Source organism: Streptomyces sp. NPDC101225, assembly GCF_044767585.1.
Lineage (GTDB): Bacteria > Actinomycetota > Actinomycetes > Streptomycetales > Streptomycetaceae > Streptomyces.
Genome location: NZ_JBIWOE010000032.1, coordinates 17,174 through 37,723 on the forward strand (window position 1 = coordinate 17,174; position 20,550 = coordinate 37,723).

Sequence of the window (20,550 nt, forward strand, 5' to 3'; positions counted from 1 at the left end):
GGGTGCTCTGCACGGCCCGGGCTTCGTCGGCCCGCACAAGGTCGCCGCCGCAAGCGCCGCGCCATCGACGGTGATCGCGGAACCGGTGCCCTCCCGCTCACGCCATGGGCACGATCACGACGTCTTCGATGACAGCCTCGAGCACGCCGTCGACCGGGTCCGGGTCCATGGGGACCTCCCGGCCCACGCCCCTCAGCCCGTCCGGCCGGCGGACGCCCACCGGCCCGCCACGAGTCCGCCCCCAGATCGCACAGCCGCGGCAGACGGTGCCTCCGCACCCGTACACGGCCGGTCCGCATGTGCCCAGCACTGCGTCTGGCGGCAGTAGGCACACCCCCGCACGCCCTGATCAGGCCCGCATCCAGGCGACGGGCCGCGGTTCGGCGTGCCCATGTGCCCCTGCACCGCCAGCACCGCGCCCGCCCGAGCGGCGGACGCGAAGGAGCCGTACAACCATGGATCTCTCCCTGCTCGAATCCCCCGTTCCCATCGGGGCCGTGGCCCCCGTCCCGCTGATCGCCCGCCGGCCCGCCCAGCTGGTGGGCAACACCCCGGTCCTGTGGATCGACGAGCCGTTCGCCCCTCCGGGCCGCGGCTTCCACGCCAAGCTCGAAGGCGCCAACCCCGGGGGCATCAAGGACCGCCCCGGCCTGCACATGGTCCGCGAGGCACGGCGCCGCGGTGACCTCGTCCCCGGCGCACCGATCGTGGAGTCCTCCAGCGGCACCCTCGGCCTGGGGCTCGCCCTGGCCGGACTGACGTACGGCCATCCCGTCACCGTCGTCACCGACCCCGGTATCGAACCGGCCATGGTCCGGCTGCTGACCGCACTCGGCGCACGCGTCGACCAGGTGACCGCCCCGCACCCGGAGGGCGGGTGGCAGCAGTCTCGCCGCGAGCGTGTCGCCCGGCACCTCGCCGAAGCCCCCGGCGCCTACTGCCCGGACCAATACCACAACCCCGACAACACCGCCGCCTACCGCCCGCTGGCCGCCGAACTCGTCACCCAACTCGGCCGTGTCGACGTCCTGGTGGCGGCGGTGGGCACCGGCGGCCACTCGGCCGGTGTCACGGCGGGGCTGCGCGAGTCCTTCCCCGAACTGCGGCTGATCGGCGTGGACGCGACCGGCTCGACCATCTTCGGACAGCCCGCCCGGCCACGCCTCATGCGCGGACTGGGATCCAGCATCCACCCTTCCAACGTCGACTACGCCGCATTCACCGAGGTCCACTGGGTGGCCCCGGCAGAGGCGGTGTGGGCATGCCGCCAACTCGCCCGGCGCCACTACGCCTCCGGGGGCTGGAGCGTGGGCGCGGTGGCGCTGGTAGCCGGATGGGTGGCGCGGACGTACCCCGCAGGCACCCGCATCGCCGCGATCTTCCCCGACGGTCCGCATCGCTACCTGGAGACCGTCTACAACGACCTTTGGTGCCGTGAGCACCAACTCCTCGCACATGAAACGTTCCTGGAACCCGACGAGATCGCCGAGCCGGACGAGTGTGTGGTCACCCACTGGACCCGCTGCAGCCGGGTGCGGGATCCGCTGGGGCGGAAGACGGCGGAAAGGGCGAGTGCCCGATGAAGCGGCTGTGGGCCCAGATGGCCTCCTTCGACCGGCCGGCCCGGCTGCTGATGGTGAACCAGTGCGCCATCAACCTCGGCTTCTACATGCTGATGCCCTACCTCGCCGACCATCTCGCCCACGGCCTCGGACTGGCGGCCTGGGCGGTCGGCCTGGTCCTGGGCGTGCGCAACCTCTCCCAGCAGGGCATGTTCCTCGTCGGCGGCACCCTCGCCGACCGCTACGGCTGCAAGCCGATGATCCTGGCCGGGTGTGCGCTGCGCACGGTCGCCTTCGGGCTGCTCGCGGTGGCGGCCAGTCTGCCCGTCCTCATCGTCGCCTCGGCGCTGACCGGCCTGGCGGGCGCGCTCTTCAACCCGGCCGTGCGGGCCTACCTCGCGGCGGAGGCCGGTGAGGACAGGCGCGTGGAGGCGTTCGCCGCCTTCAACGTCTTCTACCAGGCGGGCATCCTCATCGGCCCGCTGGCCGGGCTCGCCTTGCTGGCCTGGGACTTCGGCGCGGTCTGCACGGTCGCCGCCTTCATCTTCGGCACGCTGGCCGTCCTCCAGACCCGCGCCCTGCCCGATCGTCCACCGGCCGGCCGAGGCACCGAGCCCGCCTGGCAGGCGGTGGCCACCGACTGGCGCACCATCGCCACCGACCGGCCCTTCCTCCTCTTCGCCGCCGCGATGAGCGGCTCCTACCTGCTCGCCTTCCAGGTCTACCTGGCCCTCCCCCTCCGCGCCCGCCCACTCTTCGGCGCGCAGACCGGGGTCGTGACCGGCGCGATCTTCGCCGTGTCGGCACTGGCCGCACTCTCGGGCCAGCTCAAGCTGACCGCGTGGGCGACAAGGAACCTGCCCGGACCGCGAGCGATCGTGTACGGACTGATGGTGATGGCAGCGGCCTTCGTGCCTCTGCTGCCGGGGTCGAAGGACACCGTCGTCGGCGTGGTCGCCCTGACACTCTGCGCGGCCCTGCTCGCCTGGGGCGGCGCGCTGCTCTACCCCTTCGAGATGGACACCGTCGTACGTCTCTCCGGCAACCGCCTGGTCGCGACCTACTACGGCGCCTACAACACCGCGTCCGGCGTCGCGATCTCCCTCGGGAACCTCGCGATCGGCGCGCTGTTCGACACGGGCGTGCGCTGGCTGCCGTGGGCGACACTGGCCGGCACGGGACTGGTCTGCGCGGCGCTGGTGGCCAGGCTGCATCACGCCGGCCACTTGTCACCGAGGCCGACCATGGCGTCCGTACCGGGGTGAGGCCCGCGGGGCCCCGGCCACCGAGGCCGGGGCCCGGCGGAGACGCGGCCAGGATGCCTGCTCCATGTGCTGCCGGGAAGACATCGTCGCGGCCGTTCTCCTTGTCGTGCACGTGAGTGCCCCTGTCCCGGTGAGGCGGACGCCACCGGTGTGCCAGGTCAGCCGTCGGACGGAATCTCCCTGTTGGAGTAGTACGGCTCGTCGAAGGGGAAGGCCGAGGCGGTCCAGTGGCGAAGCGCCCTGTAAAGCGTGGTGTAGTAGCCGCGTGCGTAGGCGTCAGGGGTCACCCACCAGCTCACGTCGACGTCGTACCCCAGGTTGTCCTCGGTGAGCCGGGTGCGCCGGCCCATCGGGTACAGGTAGCAGCAGCCGAGATAGCCGGCGCCGGACTCGTAGACGGCATAGGCGAACGAGTCGCCCTCGCGGAACTCGCATTCGTGCCAGACGAGATCGACGAAATTGAAGTCGGCGCCGACCGGTTCGACCGGCCAGGGCCCGCCGCGCGTGCGGCGGATGAGATCGAGGCCGGCGTTGATCCCCCGGACGTCGTCGTCGAGATGGTGGCGGGTCAGCGCCTCGGCGCGGATGTCGTCGTAGGTCAGCTCGCTCGGGGCGACCCACCCTGCCGGCAGGTTCAGACGCTTGACAAGCAACTCGGTGTCCACGATGGCACGGCCCCCTCAGCGAGCGGCGATCCGGTAGGTGAGCATCAGGATGCCGCTGTCGAGCCGGACCGTGTCGACGAGCTCGCACATGGCAGATGATCCCGCCCGGAAGAGCAGATCGGCCGCCGTACCCGTGCCGAGAAAGAACGGGTGCACCCACAGCCGCAGCTCGTCCAGCAGCCCCTTGGCCATGAGCTCGTGGGCGAGGCGGCCGAATCCGTACTGCACGATGTGGGCGCCGGGCCGCTGCTTGAGATCGGCCAGCGTGCCGATCGGGTCGTGATCGATGACGGTCGTGTTGTTCCACGTCGGATCGGCGAGCGTTGTCGAGACGACGTATTTCGGGAGAGCGTTCATCCGGTCGCCGATGGGCAGGCCTGCCAGGCCGGGCCATACGGCGGCGAAGCTGTCGTACGTATGGCGGCCCATCAGCACGGCGTCACACTCCTCCAGCAGCTTCAGCTGGATGGCGTTGCCCTTGTCGCCGAAACCGCCCGTCGACGGCCAGTCCTGAGGGTCCTGGATCACGCCGTCCAGAGTGACGTAGGTGGAATTGATGATCTTACGCACGGTGAACTCCCTCTCCCTGTCGGATCGGTGCGCCGCCGGCCGTTCGCCACTACTCCGCCACCGACGTGACCGGCCTCCCCTAGTTTGTCGCCCTACACACGGTTGCCGTGACAGTCGCCGAAGGAGCCGCCGCTGCCCGCCTGCTCAGACGCGGCCCGTTCCGGGCGTCACCAGGCCCGTCTCGTACGCCACCACCACGGCCTGCGCCCGGCTGTCCAGGTCGAGTTTGGACATGGTGCGGTTGAGGTGGGTCTTCACCGTGGCCTCGCTGATGTAGAGCCGGCCGGCGATGTCCGCGTTGGACAGGCCGCCCGCGATCAGCCGCAGCACCTCGACCTCACGCGTCGTCAAGGCGCCGAGCTCGGGAGGCGGTGGAGCCGACCCGCGCTCGCCGGCCCGCCGGGCGAACGCCTCCACCAGGCGTCGCGTGACGCTCGGCGCGAACAGGGCGTCTCCCCCGCCGACCGCCGCGACGGCCGCCAGCAGCCGCTCGGGGCTCGCGTCCTTGAGCAGGAAGCCGGAAGCGCCCGCCCGGAGGCCCCGTACACGTACTCGTCGAGGTCGAACGTGGTCAGCATCAGGATGCGCGGCGGTGGTTCGCAGGCGGCGGCCAGGATCTCGCGGGTGGCGACGATGCCGCTCATCCCCGGCATCCGGATGTCCATCAGGACGACGTCGGGGCGGGTCTCGGCCGCCAGTGCCACGGCCTCCGCGCCGTCACCGGCCTCGCCCACCACCTCGACGCCGGGCGCCGCACGCAGCAGGCCGACGAGTCCGGCCCGGATCAGCAACTGGTCGTCGGCAACCAGGACTCTGGTCATCCCGTGGCGTCGTTCCCCCGCGTCGCGGCCCGCGCCGAGGTCGGCAGCGTAAGGCGCACGGCGAACCCTCCCTCGCTCAGCGGACCGATACTGATCGTCCCGCCGTAGAGCTTGGCCCGCTCCCGCATGCCAATCAAGCCGTGACCGCTGCCGGAGGGAACTCTGGCCGAATTCGCCCCCGCTCCCCCGTTGATGACCGAAACGGTCAAGTGGTGTTGCCCATAACGGAGTTGGACGACCGCCTTGGCGCCCGGCGCATGTTTGAGGACATTGGTGAGGGCTTCTTGGACCACACGGTAGGCGCACAGTTCGACGCCCGGCGCGAGCGGCCGGGCCGCGCCCTCGGTGAGCAGCTCGACCTCGGCCCCACCGGCTCTGACGCGCTCGATCATCTCGCCGATTCTGGCCAGGCCGGGCATGGGGGCGTCCGGCGCCTCGTCGTCACACGATCGCAGCACCCGCAGCATGCGGCGCAGTTCCTCCAGCGCCTCGGCGCTGGTGCCCCCGATGGTGTCGAGCGCGACGCGCGCCGTGGCCGGGTCGGAGGTGAGGACGAACCGGGCCAGGCCCGCCTGCACCGAAACGACCGACATGTGGTGGGCGACCACGTCGTGCAGCTCGCGTGCGATCCGGCCGCGCTCTTCGGCCACCTCGCGTTTGGCCCGCGCATCCTGTTCACGCCTGAGTTCCCGGGCCAGCTCGGCCGAGCGACGGGCGACCGTGCCGAACCGGAGCAGGACGAGCGAGAAGCCGACGGCCTGCGCCACGACGGAGCCCATGTTCGGCTGCGGGCTGACCAGACCGGCGCAGATCCACACCGTGGCCATCAACGCCGCGCAGCCGGCAGCAACCCGGAGCGGACGCAGTGTTGCCACGGTGTAGACCGCGAGCATCGGCCCGAAGGAGTTCACCACGGGCCAGTAGCCCGCCGCGACATACCCGGCCCAGACGAGGTGGACGAGAAGACAGATCGCGACGGGCGCCTTGCCGCGCGCGATCAGCGGCAGATTGACCAGCCCCACCAGTACGTAGCCCGCCAGGTCGAGCGGCGGCCAGCCCTGCTTCACCGCCTCCTGTCCGAGCAGCACGGCCACGCTGGTCTGCGCCGCGGCGATGAGTGCGTCGGCGGCGAGGGGACGTATCCGCATCGCCGCAGCGTAACCGCGGGGCGGCGGGGGAACGTCAACCTGCCGCGGTACCGCGGAAGTTGCAGCACCCCTTCGGGTACGGCGCAAGGTGTGCCCGAACATCAAACCGGGACGGGACGACGGGGCCCGGGCCTGTCCGTAGGTTCGTGGTGCAGCAGCTCACCGGAGCCGGCCGACCACCGGCACCGGAGGCCACTTGCCTGCGGGGGACCCGGCGCGTGGCCGGAAGGGACTGACATGTCATTGCGTACGAAGGCCATCACGATGGCGGTTGCCGTCACGCTCGGCGGCGGGATCACACTCGGGGCGTCACCGGCCCTGGCGAGCCCGAGCGGAGGGGTGGTTCATGGGAAGGGGAACTTCCGGGACGACTGGAACGACGAGTACGTGGATGCCTCGCACCACGCCCACAGCAACGTGGCCGCGATGTGGCAGGCCATCCTGTGGGCCGACAAGAAGCTCTCGTACAGCGGGATCGACTGCCGGTTCGGGCCGGCCACGGCCGCGGCCACCAAGAAGTGGCAGACGACGTTCCACGTCAGGGGCGGCGCCGACGGCAAGGTCGGCAGGAACACCTTCGGCCGGGCGTCCGACTTCCTCAGCGGCAGCGCCGGTTCGAGCCACCAGATCAAGTACACGGGCATGGGCGGGCGCTACGTGACCTTCAAGCGCGCCGACAACGGCCGCTGGGCCATGTACCTGGGCAACGACCTCAAGACGCTCTGGTACAACAACGCCACGTTCAACGCCTGCCGCTGACCCTGCGGCGGCTGTGCGGCCGGTACGGAGAAGCCGATGGTGGCCCGTCCTGTTCAGGGGAGGACGGGCCACCGTCATGCCACCACGCCGAGCCCCGACGCATGGGTGTCGTCGGTCCGGACGTGGTGGACGGGGGTCATGGCCCTGTACGGCCGGTTCGGCTTCGCCGTGGGCGGTCGTGGCTGCTTGCCGACGGCCGTGACAAGGACGTTCGTCCTCAGGTCAGGCCCGCCGCGAGGGCGCGGCGGACCGCGTCGGCGCGGTCGCGGATGTCGGCCTTGGCGAACAGGTTGTTGATGTGTGTCTTGACCGTGGCCTCGCTGATGAAGAGCTGCTGGGCGATGGCCCGGTTCGGCAGGCCCCGGCCGATGAGGGTGAGCACTTCGCGTTCGCGGGGCGTGAGGTCTGCGGGCAATGCCTGTCCGGGCGTCGGCGGGCGGGTGCGGACGGTGGCCAGCAGGCGGTCCTGGACCTCGCGGTCGAGGACGGACTGTCCCGCGGCGGCGGCCCGGATCGCGCGGAGGATGTCCTGGCGTCCCGCGTTCTTCGTCAGATAGCCGCGGGCGCCCGCGCTCAGGGCGGCCAGGATCGAGTCGTCGTCGGCGAAGGTGGTGAGCACGACCACGGCGGTGTCCGGATGATCCTCGCTCAGCCGACGGGTCGTCTCGATGCCGTCCATCACGGGCATGCGCAGGTCCATGAGGACGACGTCCACCGGTGCGGCGGCGACGGCGGCCAGGACCTCGCTCCCGTCGGCCGCGGCGGCGGTGACCTCGATGTCGTCGGACATGGCGAGCACGGCGGCGAGGGGCTCACGGACCGCCGCCTGGTCGTCGGCGACGATCACCTTCAACTGCTGTGGTCTCTCGGTCGGTTCGCTCATCCCGGGATCAATGCCTCCACCTGCCAGCCGCCCGCGTCCGGTCCCTCGGTGACCGGACCCGCGGTGAGTGTGCCGCCCAGGAGGGCGACCCGTTCGCGCATTCCTATCAGGCCCATTCCGCTGCCGACTGCCCCGGTCACCTCACGGGTCGCGGGCGTGTTGCGGACCCTCAGCGCCGTCGACGCGTCCTCGAACGTCAGCTCCACCCGGACGCCGCCGCCCGGAGCGTGCCGGGCCGCGTTGGTCAGCGCCTCCTGCGCGATCCGCAGCAGGTTCTGGGTGACCCGCGCGGGCAGTCCACGCACCGTCCCGGTGACCGTGAGGACCTCGCGGTGGCCCGAGGACTCGGCCATGGCCGTCAGGCTCTCGACCAGCGGAAGGGCGTCCTCGCGCAGCGCGTGCACGGTCCACTGGGCCTGCTTCAGGCTCTCTCTGACCATGTTGTGGGCCTTGTTGTTCGCCTCGCGGACCCGGTCCAGGTCTCCGGCGTCGATCAGGGCGTCCGCCAGTTCCAGTTGCATGTTGATACCGGCCAGCGAGTGGGCCAGTACGTCGTGGACGTCCCTGGCGATACGGCTGCGCTCGGTGAGCACGGCGGCCTGGGCCTCCGCGCGCGCGGCCCGTTCGGCGGCCTCGGCGGACCGGACCATCGCCTCCACCGCGCGCTGCCTGCTGCGGCTGAGGATTCCCGCCACGACCGGAATGCCGGTGGTCAGGCCGAGTGTCCAGGCGAGCTGCTCATGACCGGGACCGATACGGAAGTACAGGACGGCCCCGCACACCAGGCTGCACAAGGCCGCGAGGGAGAGGGCCTGCTTGAGCGGGAGCCGGTAGCCGATGTGGCCGACCAGGAAGTACGCGAACAGGTAGATGGGGCCGGTGCGGCCGATGCCGATCAGGGTGGCGGCGGCCACGACGCCGACGGTGAGCCAGACGAGGGCGGCGCGCGGCGGGAGCCGCGACTCGGACAGATGCCGGGCCATCAGGGCGACGGAATTGACCACGAGCAGCGCGACCACCGCCAGCCCGCGGCCCTGCACTCCCAGCGGCCGGACGGTCGCGAAGGTGATGGCGATGACGCCCAGGGTGATGGCCCAGTGCAGACGGGGGTCCTGGCGCGGCACGCCCTTCGGGCCGGACCCCGTTTCCGGGGCCGGCCCGAGGGTGGTGACACTCTCGGATGCGGGCACGGCGTGACCATAGCCCACGGTCAGACCGTACGGTCGAACGCGGCCACGGGGCGCGGGCCTGCGGGCAGTCGCTCCTCGCGGACGACCCTGCGGCTCCGTATGAAGATCGTGGCCAGGCGGGTGACCACCTCGGTGAGCGCCATGAGCACGAACGCGGCCACCCAGGCGTCGCCGGTGGTGATCTGGTGGGTGACGCTGAAGCGCGCCACGTCGTCGGCGCCGCTGTGGTCGACCCAGACCTGGAAGACCATCCGCGCACCCATGCCGAGCACCCACAGGAAGGCGGAGACGGCGCCCGCCTTGATCAGGAGGTGTTCGCCCGCCGCGCGGATCCTGGTGAAGATGCCGCCGGCGATCCCGAGCGCCGCCCCGGCGGCGACCAGGGTGCCGATCAGCACGAGGTCGTTGCCCGCGGTGGGCACGCTGTGCAGGTAGTGCGAGGCCACGAAGGTCACGATCCCCAGCGGGATCAGGTAGGACTTGAGGTCCAGTCGGGCTTCCCGCAGCTGCCGGAAGACGATGAGGACGAGGGCGATGTCGGTGATCCAGTCGGTCGTGGTCATGTGTCCATCGTGCTGACGCCGGGTCTCTCACACCTGGACCCATGGGTGGAGGTACAGGTGGAGATCAGCGGGCGATCCTTCTGCACCCACCGGCGGCCCGCCCGCTCAGCCGTGCGATTCCCTGGAGCCACCACCCGCCGAGCGCACACGAGACCGCGCGGGAAGATCTCCTCGGCCTGCCCGGGCCGTGCCCTACGTGGTCCGCACCGGGTACCTCCCTCAGAAGGGGCGGCGCGCCGGAGTGCACCTGGCACCGGGGACTGGCCGCGCGAGCCAAGGCGGGGACCGCCTCAGGCGCGGCCACCCGAGTCGCAACGCGCCGTGAGTCGTGACGCCTGACGGGTGGGCTCCGCCGCGTCGTACGACGCCTGTCCCTCGCCCCGCCACTCGCCCAGGAGCACGCCGGCCCGGGACCAGGGACGGGCACCGGCCCTCGCCCCGGCACGGCACGGCACGGGCACGGCACGGGCACGGGCACGGGCACGGGCACCCGCATCCGCATCCGTACCCCAGCCCCCGTTCGGGCACCCGCACCCCAGCCCCAGCCCCAGCCGAATTCCCAGCAGAAGCAGAAGCAGAAGCAGAAGCGGCCGCGAAGCCGCCCGCGCGGCCCCCCGTCACACCGCCCACGCGTCCCCGCCGTCCCCGCCGTCCCCGCCCAACGGGTGAATGCCGCGCCCGCACCAATCCACCCGGGCAACAGCCTCGGATTACCGGCGAGGGTTCCGAGCGGTGGCCCTCCGCGCGCCGCCCGGCCGTAGCAGGGACTCTCCGGCCGGGCGGCGCGCCTGCTGCTCACGGCGATGCCCACCCGCCCCCAGTGCCTCGTCACTGCCCGTGAGACGCCGCCCCGCACGGCTCCGCCGTCGCCCCCAGGACGCCGCCGCCACCCCCTTGACCTCAGCCCCGGCACTCCCTAGGGTCCTCCCACCTCACGAGGTACATCGATTAACCAATCGTTAACCGCTTGGTTGGAGACCCCCGCTGTGCGCTCATCGCTGACCCGGCGCGACCTGCTCGCCGCCGGTACCGGTCTGGCTGCGGCCGCCGCCCTGCCCGCCCTGTCCGGCTGCTCGTCACTGGCAGCGGCGGACTCCGATCCCGACACCCTCGTCGTCCACACCCAGCTCGGCACCACCGCGCCGGGCTCCCCCACCTACCTGTCGGCCCTGGACCGCTTCCGCAAGGAGAACCCCGGGCTCGAGGTCAAGAACCTCATCAACGGCGACGACCTCGGCCAGGTCTACGAGACGTCCCGGCTGGCCCGCAAGGAAGCCGACGTCGTCATGGTCAACCTCTACGACAAGACGCTGGCCTGGACGGACGTCGACGCCACCGTCGACGTCAAGCCCTACCTCGACCGCTGGGAACTGCGCGACCGCGTCCTGCCCGCCGCGCTGTCCGCGTGGACCGACGCCAAGGGCAGACTGCGCGCCTTCCCCTACTTCGCCACCAACTGGCCGGTCGCCTTCAACCGCGCCCTGCTCGACAAGGCGGGCGTCGACGAGATCCTCACCACGGGAGACGGCCTCATCGCCGCGGCCCGCAAGCTCCGCGCCAAAGGCATCGCGCCCGTCACCGTCGGCGGCAACGACTGGACCGGCCAGAAGCTGCTGGCGCAGATCATCCAGACGTTCCTGTCCCAGGACGAGGCCCGGCACGTCTACTCCACCGGGGATTTCGGCAGCCGGGGCGCACGCGAGGGCATCGAGTACTTCACCACCCTGCGCGACGCCGGGGTGTTCGCGGACAAGGCCCAGGGCCTGACGTCCGACACGATGAACACGCAGTTCAACACCCAGGCCGCCGCAATCCAGTCGGCGATGTCCTCCGCCCTGGCAAAGGTCCCCGAGGACGTGGCACGCCACACCGAGGTGGGCGGCTGGCCCCTGGCCGACGGAGCGGCACACGACCATCCCACCATCATCCGGGCCTTCACCCTCATCGGGTTCTGGATCAGCCCCAACGGCGTCCGCAAGATCGAGCACGTCGAGAAGTTCCTGCGCTTCATGTACCGGCCCGACACCGTGTCCCGCTTCATCACGGAGAGCGGCCGCGACATGGCGCTGCGCACGAACACCGTCAGCACCGGCTTCCCGCTCGTGGCGGCCTCCCAGCGCCTCGGTTCCGACGTGAGCGAGGTCCTGCTGCCCGACGTGTACGTCCCACCCGCCGCCACGCAGCCGCTGATCACGGCGACCAGCACCTCCTTCACCAGGGGCACGAGTGCGGCCAAGGTCCGCTCCGTCCTCGAGTCCGCGTACCGGTCCGCATGAGCCGCCGGCCATCCTCCCCTCCGCCGACCCGAACTCCGGGAGTCACCGCATGACGACGCTGACGACGACGCCGGACGGCACCGCGGCCCGCCGCTCCGTCCCGCCATCCCCCCGCTCCGCGGCACCGCGCACGCCCCGGCAGGGGGGCACCGTCCTCGCCGTACCCGCCCTGGCGTGGTACCTGGTCTTCATGGTCGGGCCGCTGCTCGCCATCTTCGTGATCGCCGCCCTGCACTGGCCCGGCATGCTGCAACCGGTGTCCTTCGCCGGCCTCGGCAACGCCCGCACCGTCCTGGACGACCCGGTGTTCTGGGACGCGGGGCGCAACACGGCCGTCCAACTCGCCGTCGCACTGCCCCTGATGATCGTGTGCTCGTACATGCTCGGCTACTACGTCGCCCGGCGCCCGCCCGGCCACCGGGTCCTCCGCTACCTGCTGTTCATCCCGGGACTGATCTCGACACCGGCGAAGGCCATGGTCTTCTACGCGGCCCTGTCCCCCGACGGCCTGGTCAACGGGGCGCTGCAGGGGGTCGGTCTGGGCTCCCTCACCGACGCCTGGCTGGCCTCGCCGTCCACGGCGCTGGCCTGCCTGATCGCCCTCGACGTCTGGAGCGGCATCGGCTTCACGGCCGTCCTGTTCGCCGCGCGCCTGAACAGCGTGCCGGACGAACTCGGCGAGGCCGCCGAACTGGACGGTGCGGGGCACTGGCGGACCATGTGGCGCGTGCACTTCCCGGTGATCCGCGACTATGTCGGCGTGATGACGATGCTTCAGTTCCTGTGGACGCTGTTCGGCTCCGCGCAGAACGTGCTGCTGCTGACGCAGGGCGGTCCGGGCACGTCCTCCACCACGCTGTCGTTCCTCGTCTACCAGAAGGCGTTCATCGCCGCCGACCTGGGCTACAGCCAGACCGTCGGCGTCTTCCTCTTCCTCGTCGGACTCGTCGGCCTCCTCGCGATCCGCCGCGTCTTCCGCCAGACCTACTGATCGGAGCAGCCCTCATGAGGCTCGGCAAACGCTGGCTCCCCGCCCACATCCTGGTGTGGACGTACGCGGTCCTGCTCGTCATCCCCCTCTACTACTTCCTGGCCTCGGCGTTCAAGACCAACGACGAGATCTTCGCCCATCCCTTCGCCCCGCCCGGCTCCCTCGGCCTGCACAACTTCAGGACCGCCTTCGACAGCGCCGATCTGGGACTCGCGGTCGTCAACTCCGGGCTGGTGACGGTCTTCTCGCTGGCGCTCACGCTGCTGCTGGCCATACCGGCCGCGTTCGCCCTCGCCCGCTCGACCGGACGCCTGGCGGCGCTGGTCGAAAGGGTCTTCTCGCTGGGGTTCCTGATCCCCACCTTCGCCGCGCTGTTCCCCACCTTCCTCCTCGCGGCGGCCACCGGCCTGTTCCACACGCGGACGTTCATGGTGCTGTTCCTGCCGGCGACGGCGCTGCCCCTGTCGGTCGTGATCCTGGTGCAGTTCATGCGGACCATCCCCGCGGAGATGGAGGAGGCCGCCCGCCTGGACGGCGCGTCCACCTTCGCGGTACTGCGCCACGTCTACACCCCGATGTGCCTGCCGGGCATCGCCACCGTCCTGCTGCTCAACTTCCTGACCTTCTGGAACGAGTACCTGTACTCCCTGGTCATCATCGGCCCCGACCCGTCGCAGCGCACGGTCCAGGTCGCGCTGCCCACACTGAAGTCGATCACGGGCACGGACTACGGCGTGCTCACGGCGGGCACCATCCTGACCCTGGTCCCGGTGTGGGTGGTCTACACCCTCCTCCAGAAGCGCATGCAACAGGCCCTGGTCAACGGGGCGGTGAAGATTTGACTGCTCCCCCTTCGAAGGACACGAGGGTGCTCGTCCTTCCCAGCCGAATGGGGATTCACGGCTCAGACTGCCACGCGAACCAGCGGTCCAGGTGGTCTTACGCCTTCGGCACCGTCCGGGGCCAGACCAGCCCGGACCAGCATGACATGGGCGGAGTTCTTGTCCCGGGGGGATTTGGCTCCGCACGCAGCGCAGGCATAGATTCGCTCGGAAAGAGGTAGTGCGTGCTTGGTTCTCGCTCCGCACTGCGCACAGTCCATTGTGGTGTACGCGGGAGGCACCAGGCGGACGTCCCGTCTGTGCTTACGGCCCATCTCGATCAGCGCCTTCTTGGTAACGCTGATGGCAGCATCGGCGGCCTTGCGGGCCATGGTCGTTCTCGCGAGAAACTTCGGTCGAAAGTCCTCCATCGCTACCGCGTCGTGATCACGCACCACGGACTTCGCCCACTTGCGAGCGGTGTCCTCACGCTGCCGGGCCACCTTCTTGTGCACCTTCGCGGCCTGCCTCCGCGCCGCCCGGTAGCCCTTCGAAGCGGGCCGCCCCTTGGGACTTCGGCGTCGGGCCATCATCCGCTGGTATCGAGCGAGGCGCTGCGCGGCCTGCTTGCCGTGCTCGGCGTGTGGGAGATCATGTGCGTCAGATGTGGTGGTGGCGATCTCTCGCACACCCCAGTCCACTCCGATCACCGCACCCGTTTCGGCCAGCGGCTCAACCTGGGCGGGCACAACGAACGAGGCGTACCAGTGCGCAAGACTGTCTTGGTAGACACGCACGCTCGACGGGTCGGCGGGAAGGTCCCGCGACCACACCACGGTCAGCGCGATGTTCCCGGCCAGGTGCAGTCGCCCGTCTTTGACACGGAAGCCGCGCCGCGTGTAGTTCAACGACGGCCGGGCGTCCCGCTTGCGCTTCCAGCGCGGCATACCCGCCCTACGGTGCTGCGCAAGCCCGTTCCTGATGTCCTTGAGCGCTTTTGCACGGGACTTGGCGAAGTCGCGGATCACCTGCTGTTGCGGAACACTGGCGCCCTGTGCCAACCACGACGTCGTCTTACGCGCCCTGGTCAGCATCTTGTCGAGCTCGGCCGCACCACACGTCGCCTTCTCGCCGTCCGAATTGATGTTGAGATGGGCGGCTTTGGACTTGGCGACACACTCGTTCCAGATCCAGCGACAGCGCGCCCACTCCGCGTCCAACGCCCTGCGGGCGCCGGCGGAAACACGCAGCCGGAAAGTGTAGCGGGCGGGACCCGCGTCCTCCGTCTTCGCTTCCACCGTCATGCACCCGAACCTACCTGGAAGGACGGACAGTTGAATACTCGTGATCATCGCGGGCTGCCGCACGCTGTCGCTGAGACCCCACCGGATCGCCCTGCCGACGATCCGGCCGCGACTACCCCCCTCCGGAGTTGTTCGATGCCTTCCTGGCCCAAAGGCCGAGGCATCCTTGGAGAGACCCGGTGAGCGCCCCCACCGAGCGGTCCGGCCGCCGCCCCACCATCAAGGCGGTCGCCGCGGCGGCGGGTGTGTCGACCGCGGCGGTGTCCCAGGCCTTCAACCACAAGGGGCGGCTCTCCGAGACGACCCGCCGGCGCATCCTGGATGCCGCGCTGGAACTCGGCTGGTCCCCCAGCGCTCCGGCCGCGGCCCTGCGCAACGCCCGTACCCGCAGCCTGGCCCTGGTGGTGCGGCGCCCCACCGACGTGCTGGGGTCCGACCCCCACTTCAGCGAGCTGATCACCGGCATAGAGGGCGAACTCGCGCCCCGCGGCTACGGCCTGCTGCTGCACCTGGTGACCGGACCGCCCGAGGAGAACGCGCTGTACGAACGCCTCGCGGCCGAGGGCCGGGTGGACGGCGCCGTGCTCACCGACGCCCGTGACGACGACGCCCGGCCGGCCCTGCTGGCGCGGCTCGGTCTGCCGGCGGTGCTGCTCGGTTCGCCGGACGGCACGGCCGTCGTCCCGCGGGTCGGACTGCGCGAGCAGGGGGCGGGGGTCACGGAGGCCGTGGAACATCTGCTCGCTCTCGGCCACCGGCGTGTCGCCTACGTCGCCGGACCGCCGGAACTCCAGCACACCCGGGTGCGCCTGGCCGCCTTCGAGGACGCCCTGCGCGGAGCCGGGCTGCGGCCGTTCGCCGTCCTGCACACCGACTTCAGCGAGCGGCGGGCGGTCGGCGCCACCGAGGCCCTCCTCCATGCCGAGGACCGTCCCACCGCGATCGTCTACGCCAACGACTCCATGGCCGTCTGCGGCATCGGCACCGCGCAGCGCGCGGGGATGCGTGTCCCCCGGGACGTGTCGGTCGTCGGCTACGACAACCTGCCGCTGGGCAGTTGGCTGCATCCCCGGCTCACCTCGGTCGACCAGCAGGTGCAGCAGGTCGGCGCGGCGGCCGCGCGCATGCTGCTCGCCCTGTGCGGCGAGGACGTCGAGGGGCCCGCTCTCACCGGACGCCCGCGGCTGGTCGTACGCGAGTCCACCGGGCCGGCCCCGGGCTGACCCCTGCCACCACCACGACGCACCACCCGTATCCGAACCCCCCTTGAGAAGGACCATGCGACGCCACAGCGCCCAGCTCACCCACCAGCCCGACGTCCTGCCCTGGCTCGGCGCCAACTTCTGGTCACGCACCGGCGGTCCGCTGATGTGGCGGAACTACGACCCGAAGATCGTCCGTGCAGAGCTCCAGGTGCTGGGCGAGCACGGTCTGACCATGACCCGGTCCTTCTTCTACTGGCCCGACTTCCACCCGGAACCGCACCGGGTGGACGAGGAGTTGTGCGAGCGGTTCGAGGACTTCCTCGACGCGCACCGGGAGGCGGGCATGGGGACGGTGCCCACGTTCATCGTCGGGCACATGTCCGGGGAGAACTGGGATCCGGTCTGGCGCGGTGGCCGGGACCTGTACGAGGACGTGTGGATGGTGGGCCGGCAGGCCTGGTTCGTCAGCCGCATGGCCCGCCGGTTCAAGGACCATCCGGCGGTCACGGGTTGGCTGATCAGCAATGAGATGCCCGGATACGGGCGTGTCTACCAGGTGGATCCGCCGTCCTCGGACGTGGTAACGGCGTGGGCGCAGGCCATGTGCAACGCGGTGCGGGCGGCGGGTGCGACCCAGCCGGTCTCCCTGGGTGACGGGGCGTGGGGCATCGAGGTGACCGGCCGGGACAACGGCTTCTCGCTGCGGGAGACGGCCGAGTACGTCGACTTCGTGGGGCCGCACGTCTACCGTTCCGACACGGACCGGCCGCGCCAGCACTACCGTGCGGCCTTCGAGTGCGAGCTGGCCGCGGTGACCGGGCAGCCGGTGGTGCTGGAGGAGTTCGGCCTGTCCACGGACACCGTCTCGGCGGCCAACGCGGGCGTGTTCTACCGGCAGACGCTGCACAACTCGCTGCTGGGCGGGGCCACGGGCTGGATCGCCTGGAACAACACGGACTACGACGAGCTGTGGGACCGGGCTCCCTACGACCATCACCCCTTCGAGATGCACTTCGGGATCACGGACTCTTCCGGTGCGCCGAAGGAGCCGCTGCGCGAACTGGCCGCCTTCGCCGATGTGTTGAAGGCCGTCGACTTCGGCCGCTGTGCCCGTGCGGACGCCGACGCCGCCCTGGTGGTGCCCGCCTTCCTGGAACGCGGCTACCCCTACAGCCGTCCCGCCGACCGGCCTCTCATCTTCACGTCCCTGCACCAGGGTTACGTCACCGCGCGCGCCGCGGATCTGCCGGTGGGTGTGACCCGTGAGGCCGACGGGCTGCCCGGGGCGGCGGCGCTGTACCTGCTGCCGGCGACGCGCCAGTTGACCACCCGGGGCCGCCGTGAGCTGGCGCGGCGGGCCGACGCGGGGGCGACGGTGTATCTGTCGTTCTGCTCGGGTGAGCATCCGGCCACGCGTGGTCCCTGGTTCGACGACCTGGACGGGCTGTTCGGTGTGGAGCTGCAGTTGTCGTACGGCGTGGCCGAGCCGATCGAGGACGACGTGCTGGAGATGACGTTCACCGAGGACTTCGGCGGGCTGCGGGCGGGCGAGGTGCTGCGGCTGCCGGTCGCCGGGAACGAGGACAGCCGTGCGTATCTGCCCGTGGTGCCTCGTGCGGGCCGCGTGGTGGCCGTGGACGCGCACGGGCGGCCGGCCCTGATCGTGCGCGAGACCGGGTCGGGGCGCACGGTGCTGGCCACCTATCCGCTGGAGCACATGGCGGCGCGTACTCCGCGTGCCAACCCGGATGCCACGCATCGCCTCTACGCGGCGCTGGCGGAGGTGGCGGGCGTTCGGCGGTCCGTCACGGTCGCCGACCCGCACGTCTCGGCGGACGTCCTGGTCCATGCCGACGGGCGGCGTTTCGTGTGGCTGGTCAGCCAGAGCGCGGATCCTCTCACGGTCCGCCCGTCGACCGAGGGCACCCTGCACGCGCTGGAGGGCGGCGAGCGTGTCGGGGACGTGGAGCTGGACGCGTACGGCGTCGCGGTGCTGGAGCTGCGATGACGCTCCCCCGCTACCGTGACCCGTCCGTCCCGGTGGCGGACCGCGTCCGGGACCTGCTGGGCCGTATGACGCGCGCGGAGAAGGTCGGCCAGGTCAACCAGCGTATGTACGGCTGGGACGCCTACGAGCGGACGCCGGACGGTCATCGCCTCTCGGACGCGTTCCGCGAGGAGGTCGCCGCCTTCGACGGGATGGGGGCGCTGTACGGGCTGCAGCGGGCGGACGCCTGGTCCGGCGTCGGGTTCGCGGACGGCCTGGACGCACGGGAGGGCGCACGGACGGCCGCCGCAGTGCAGCGGTATGTCCGGGAGAACACCCGGCTCGGCATTCCGGTGCTGCTGGTGGAGGAGATGCCGCACGGCCTCCAGGCCCTGGACGGGACCGTGCTCCCGGTGAACCTGGCGGTGGGGGCCGCCTGGGATCCGGAGCTGTACGCCGAGGCGGCCGCGGCCGTCGGTGCCGAACTGCGGTGCCGGGGTGCGCACCTGGCGTTGGTGTCCGCCCTCGACCTGGTGCGCGATCCCCGCTGGGGACGGGCCGAGGAGTGCTTCGGGGAGGACCCGTATCTCGCGGCCCGGCTCACCGAGGCCCTGGTCGAGGGTGCGCGGCGGGCCGGCGTGGGCGTGGTGCTCAAGCATTTCGCCGGCCAGGGTGCCACGGTCGGCGGGCGCAACAGCGCCGCGACCGAGCTCGGGGTCCGCGAACTGCACGAGATCCACCTGGCGGCGGCGCGGGCGGGCGTGGCGGCGGGGGCGGCCGGGGTGATGGCCGCCTACAACGAGTTCGACGGGCTGCCGTGCGTCGCCAGCACGTACCTGCTCACCGAAATACTGCGCGAGCGCTGGGAGTTCGACGGCGTCGTCATGGCGGACGGCACCGCCGTGGACCGCCTGGTGCGGCTGACGGGTGACCCGGTGTCGGCCGGGGCCCTGGCCCTGGACGCCGGGTGCGACCTGAGTCTGTGGGACGCCTGTTTCCCGACGCTGGGTGAGGCGGTGGACCGTGGGCTGGTCCGCGAGCAGGCGCTGGACGCGGCGGTGGCGCGGGTACTGACGTTGAAGTTCCGCCTCGGCCTGTTCGAGCAGCCCCTGCCGGCGGCCACGGCGCCCGGACGCGGTGGGGAGCGTGCCGGTGACCTGGGCGAGCGTATCGCCCGCGCGTGCGTGACGCTGCTCTCGCACGACGGCGCCGTCCTGCCGCTGTCCCCGCAGGCCGGGCGGATCGCGGTCCTCGGCCCGAACGCCGACTCCCTGGCGCAGCAGCTCGGCGACTACACGGCACCCCAGCGGCCCGGCAGCGGCGTCACCGTGCTCCAGGGCATCCGTGCGGCGGCCTCGCCGGGCACCGAGGTCGGGTACGCCCGGGGCTGCGATCTGGTGGGAGACGACGTCTCGGGTGTGCCCGAGGCCGCCGCGCTCGCGGCCGGGTCGGATGTGGCCGTGCTGGTGCTGGGCGGCTCCAGCGCCCGTTCCGAGGACACCGTGTTCGACGCCAACGGGGCGGCTGTGACCGGTTCCGGCACGCCGTCCGGGATGACCTGCGGGGAGGGCGTCGACCTGGCGGACGTGGCCCTGCCCGCCGCCCAACTCGCGCTGCTGGAGGCGGTGTCGGCGACCGGCACTCCCGTCGTCGTGGTCCTCGTCCAGGGCCGCCCGCACGCCCTGCCCGACCTGAGTGCCACCGCGTCGGCGGTGGTGAGTGCGTGGTATCCGGGGCCGCGGGGCGGGAGGGCGGTGGCCGACGTGCTGTTCGGCACCTGCGAGCCCCGCGGCCGGCTTCCGGTGTCCGTGCCCCGCTCCGCCGCCCAGCTTCCCGTCTTCTACAACGGGAAGGACCACCGTTACCGCGGCTACGTCGACCAGAGCGCCCTGCCGCGCCACGCGTTCGGCCACGGGCTGTCGTACACGAGGGTCGTGTACGGGCCGCCGCGCCTGTCGGTTCGTCAGATCGACTGCACCGCACCGGATCTGACGTGCCGGGTAACCGTCCGCAACACCGGGGTACGGGCGGCCCACGAGACGGTCCAGCTGTACGTCCGGCGTCTGTCGGGCGGCACGTCCTGGCCGCGCGTCCGTGAACTGCGCGGCTTCGTCCGCCTCGACATCGCTCCCGGGGCCGAGGCGGAGGCGGTGTTCGCGATCGACCGCGACACGCTGGCCTGCGTGGACCGGGATCTCTGCCTCGCGGTCGAGCCCGGGGAGGTCGAGGTGGAGACGGGCCCGGCGTCGGACCGGACTCAGGGGGCCCGGCTGGAGATCACGGCTTCCCCTGGGGGGATGGGCTGACGGCTCGACGGCGACCGCGGCGGCCGCCTCCTGGTGGCGGAGGCGTGCGCGCCGCACGGCGACCGTCCCGCCGCCGCGGTCCGGCCACGAGTCCTTCCCTCGTGACCGGTTCGCCGAGTCCGGCGGGGGGGGGGGCCCGCGGCGGGGGCCCGGGGGGGGCCCCCCCCGGGGGGGGGCCCCCCCGGGGGGGTGGGGGGGGCCGCGGGGGGGCCCGGGGGGGGGGGGGGGGGGGGC

16 protein-coding genes and 1 pseudogene are annotated in these 20,550 nt (G+C 71.5%); 9 read left to right on the forward strand and 8 right to left on the reverse strand.

The genetic code is table 11. The annotated features are described in order from the left end of the window. Positions 1-455: 455 nt before the first annotated feature. Together ACIRPX_RS33395 and ACIRPX_RS33400 are read left to right on the forward strand one after the other, a co-directional pair. Positions 456-1,583: a PLP-dependent cysteine synthase family protein gene (locus ACIRPX_RS33395; protein WP_404202271.1), complete on the forward strand. Its 1,128-nt coding sequence runs from the start codon at positions 456-458 to the stop codon at positions 1,581-1,583. Then, complete coding sequence (locus ACIRPX_RS33400; RefSeq protein ID WP_404202273.1) at positions 1,580-2,827, forward strand: MFS transporter; 1,248 nt, start codon at positions 1,580-1,582, stop codon at positions 2,825-2,827. Before ACIRPX_RS33395 ends, ACIRPX_RS33400 begins: the two co-directional genes overlap by 4 nt. 158 nt (positions 2,828-2,985) lie before the next feature. Here the strand turns inward: ACIRPX_RS33400 and ACIRPX_RS33405 are convergent, their stop codons facing one another. From ACIRPX_RS33405 to ACIRPX_RS33420, 4 genes and pseudogenes are all read right to left on the reverse strand, one after another. Next, entirely contained in the window at positions 2,986-3,492 is a 507-nt protein-coding gene (locus ACIRPX_RS33405) for a GNAT family N-acetyltransferase (protein WP_404202275.1), read from the reverse strand. Between the two features lie 15 nt (positions 3,493-3,507). Further along, positions 3,508-4,062: a dihydrofolate reductase family protein gene (locus ACIRPX_RS33410; protein ID WP_404202277.1), complete on the reverse strand. Its 555-nt coding sequence runs from the start codon at positions 4,060-4,062 to the stop codon at positions 3,508-3,510. A 144-nt stretch (positions 4,063-4,206) separates the two neighbouring features. Further along, positions 4,207-4,883, reverse strand: a pseudogene (locus ACIRPX_RS33415) (response regulator). After that, entirely contained in the window at positions 4,880-6,031 is a 1,152-nt protein-coding gene (locus tag ACIRPX_RS33420) for a sensor histidine kinase (protein ID WP_404202279.1), read from the reverse strand. The pseudogene ACIRPX_RS33415 and the gene ACIRPX_RS33420 overlap by 4 nt, the downstream one beginning before the upstream one ends. A gap of 237 nt (positions 6,032-6,268) precedes the next feature. Here ACIRPX_RS33420 and ACIRPX_RS33425 point away from each other — a divergent pair, with 237 nt between their 5' ends. Further along, a complete protein-coding gene (locus tag ACIRPX_RS33425) occupies positions 6,269-6,790 on the forward strand; it encodes a peptidoglycan-binding protein (protein WP_404202281.1) in 522 nt (173 codons plus the stop codon). Between the two features lie 217 nt (positions 6,791-7,007). Here the strand turns inward: ACIRPX_RS33425 and ACIRPX_RS33430 are convergent, their stop codons facing one another. The 3 genes from ACIRPX_RS33430 to ACIRPX_RS33440 are packed head-to-tail and all read right to left on the reverse strand — an operon-like array spanning position 7,008 to position 9,426. Next, a complete protein-coding gene (locus ACIRPX_RS33430; RefSeq protein WP_404202283.1) occupies positions 7,008-7,673 on the reverse strand; it encodes a response regulator in 666 nt (221 codons plus the stop codon). Further along, the gene (locus tag ACIRPX_RS33435) at positions 7,670-8,881 is read right to left on the reverse strand and encodes a sensor histidine kinase (RefSeq protein WP_404202285.1); all 1,212 of its coding nucleotides are present in this window, start codon (positions 8,879-8,881) and stop codon (positions 7,670-7,672) included. Before ACIRPX_RS33435 ends, ACIRPX_RS33430 begins: the two co-directional genes overlap by 4 nt. 2 nt (positions 8,882-8,883) lie before the next feature. Beyond that, complete coding sequence (locus ACIRPX_RS33440) at positions 8,884-9,426, reverse strand: hypothetical protein (protein ID WP_404202287.1); 543 nt, start codon at positions 9,424-9,426, stop codon at positions 8,884-8,886. 986 nt (positions 9,427-10,412) lie between these two features. Between ACIRPX_RS33440 and ACIRPX_RS33445 the strand changes: the two genes are divergently transcribed. Genes ACIRPX_RS33445 through ACIRPX_RS33455 form a run of 3 tightly spaced genes read left to right on the forward strand, consistent with a single transcriptional unit; the run spans position 10,413 to position 13,535 of the window. Continuing rightward, on the forward strand, positions 10,413-11,702 hold the full coding sequence (locus ACIRPX_RS33445) for an ABC transporter substrate-binding protein (protein ID WP_404202288.1): 1,290 nt from the start codon (positions 10,413-10,415) through the stop codon (positions 11,700-11,702). A gap of 49 nt (positions 11,703-11,751) precedes the next feature. Next, the gene (locus ACIRPX_RS33450; protein WP_404202290.1) at positions 11,752-12,693 is read left to right on the forward strand and encodes a carbohydrate ABC transporter permease; all 942 of its coding nucleotides are present in this window, start codon (positions 11,752-11,754) and stop codon (positions 12,691-12,693) included. 14 nt (positions 12,694-12,707) lie between these two features. Next, positions 12,708-13,535, forward strand: coding sequence for a carbohydrate ABC transporter permease (locus tag ACIRPX_RS33455; protein WP_404202292.1), 828 nt, complete (start codon positions 12,708-12,710; stop codon positions 13,533-13,535). A 62-nt stretch (positions 13,536-13,597) separates the two neighbouring features. Here the strand turns inward: ACIRPX_RS33455 and ACIRPX_RS33460 are convergent, their stop codons facing one another. After that, positions 13,598-14,818, reverse strand: coding sequence for an RNA-guided endonuclease InsQ/TnpB family protein (locus ACIRPX_RS33460; RefSeq protein WP_404202294.1), 1,221 nt, complete (start codon positions 14,816-14,818; stop codon positions 13,598-13,600). 179 nt (positions 14,819-14,997) lie between these two features. Between ACIRPX_RS33460 and ACIRPX_RS33465 the strand changes: the two genes are divergently transcribed. From ACIRPX_RS33465 to ACIRPX_RS33475, 3 genes are read left to right on the forward strand one after another with little or no spacing between them, the layout of a single operon-like run. Further along, positions 14,998-16,041: a LacI family DNA-binding transcriptional regulator gene (locus ACIRPX_RS33465; RefSeq protein WP_404202296.1), complete on the forward strand. Its 1,044-nt coding sequence runs from the start codon at positions 14,998-15,000 to the stop codon at positions 16,039-16,041. 55 nt (positions 16,042-16,096) lie between these two features. Beyond that, entirely contained in the window at positions 16,097-18,031 is a 1,935-nt protein-coding gene (locus tag ACIRPX_RS33470; protein ID WP_404202298.1) for a cellulase family glycosylhydrolase, read from the forward strand. Continuing rightward, the gene (locus ACIRPX_RS33475; protein WP_404202299.1) at positions 18,028-20,316 is read left to right on the forward strand and encodes a glycoside hydrolase family 3 N-terminal domain-containing protein; all 2,289 of its coding nucleotides are present in this window, start codon (positions 18,028-18,030) and stop codon (positions 20,314-20,316) included. Before ACIRPX_RS33470 ends, ACIRPX_RS33475 begins: the two co-directional genes overlap by 4 nt. The last annotated feature ends 234 nt before the right edge of the window (positions 20,317-20,550 follow it).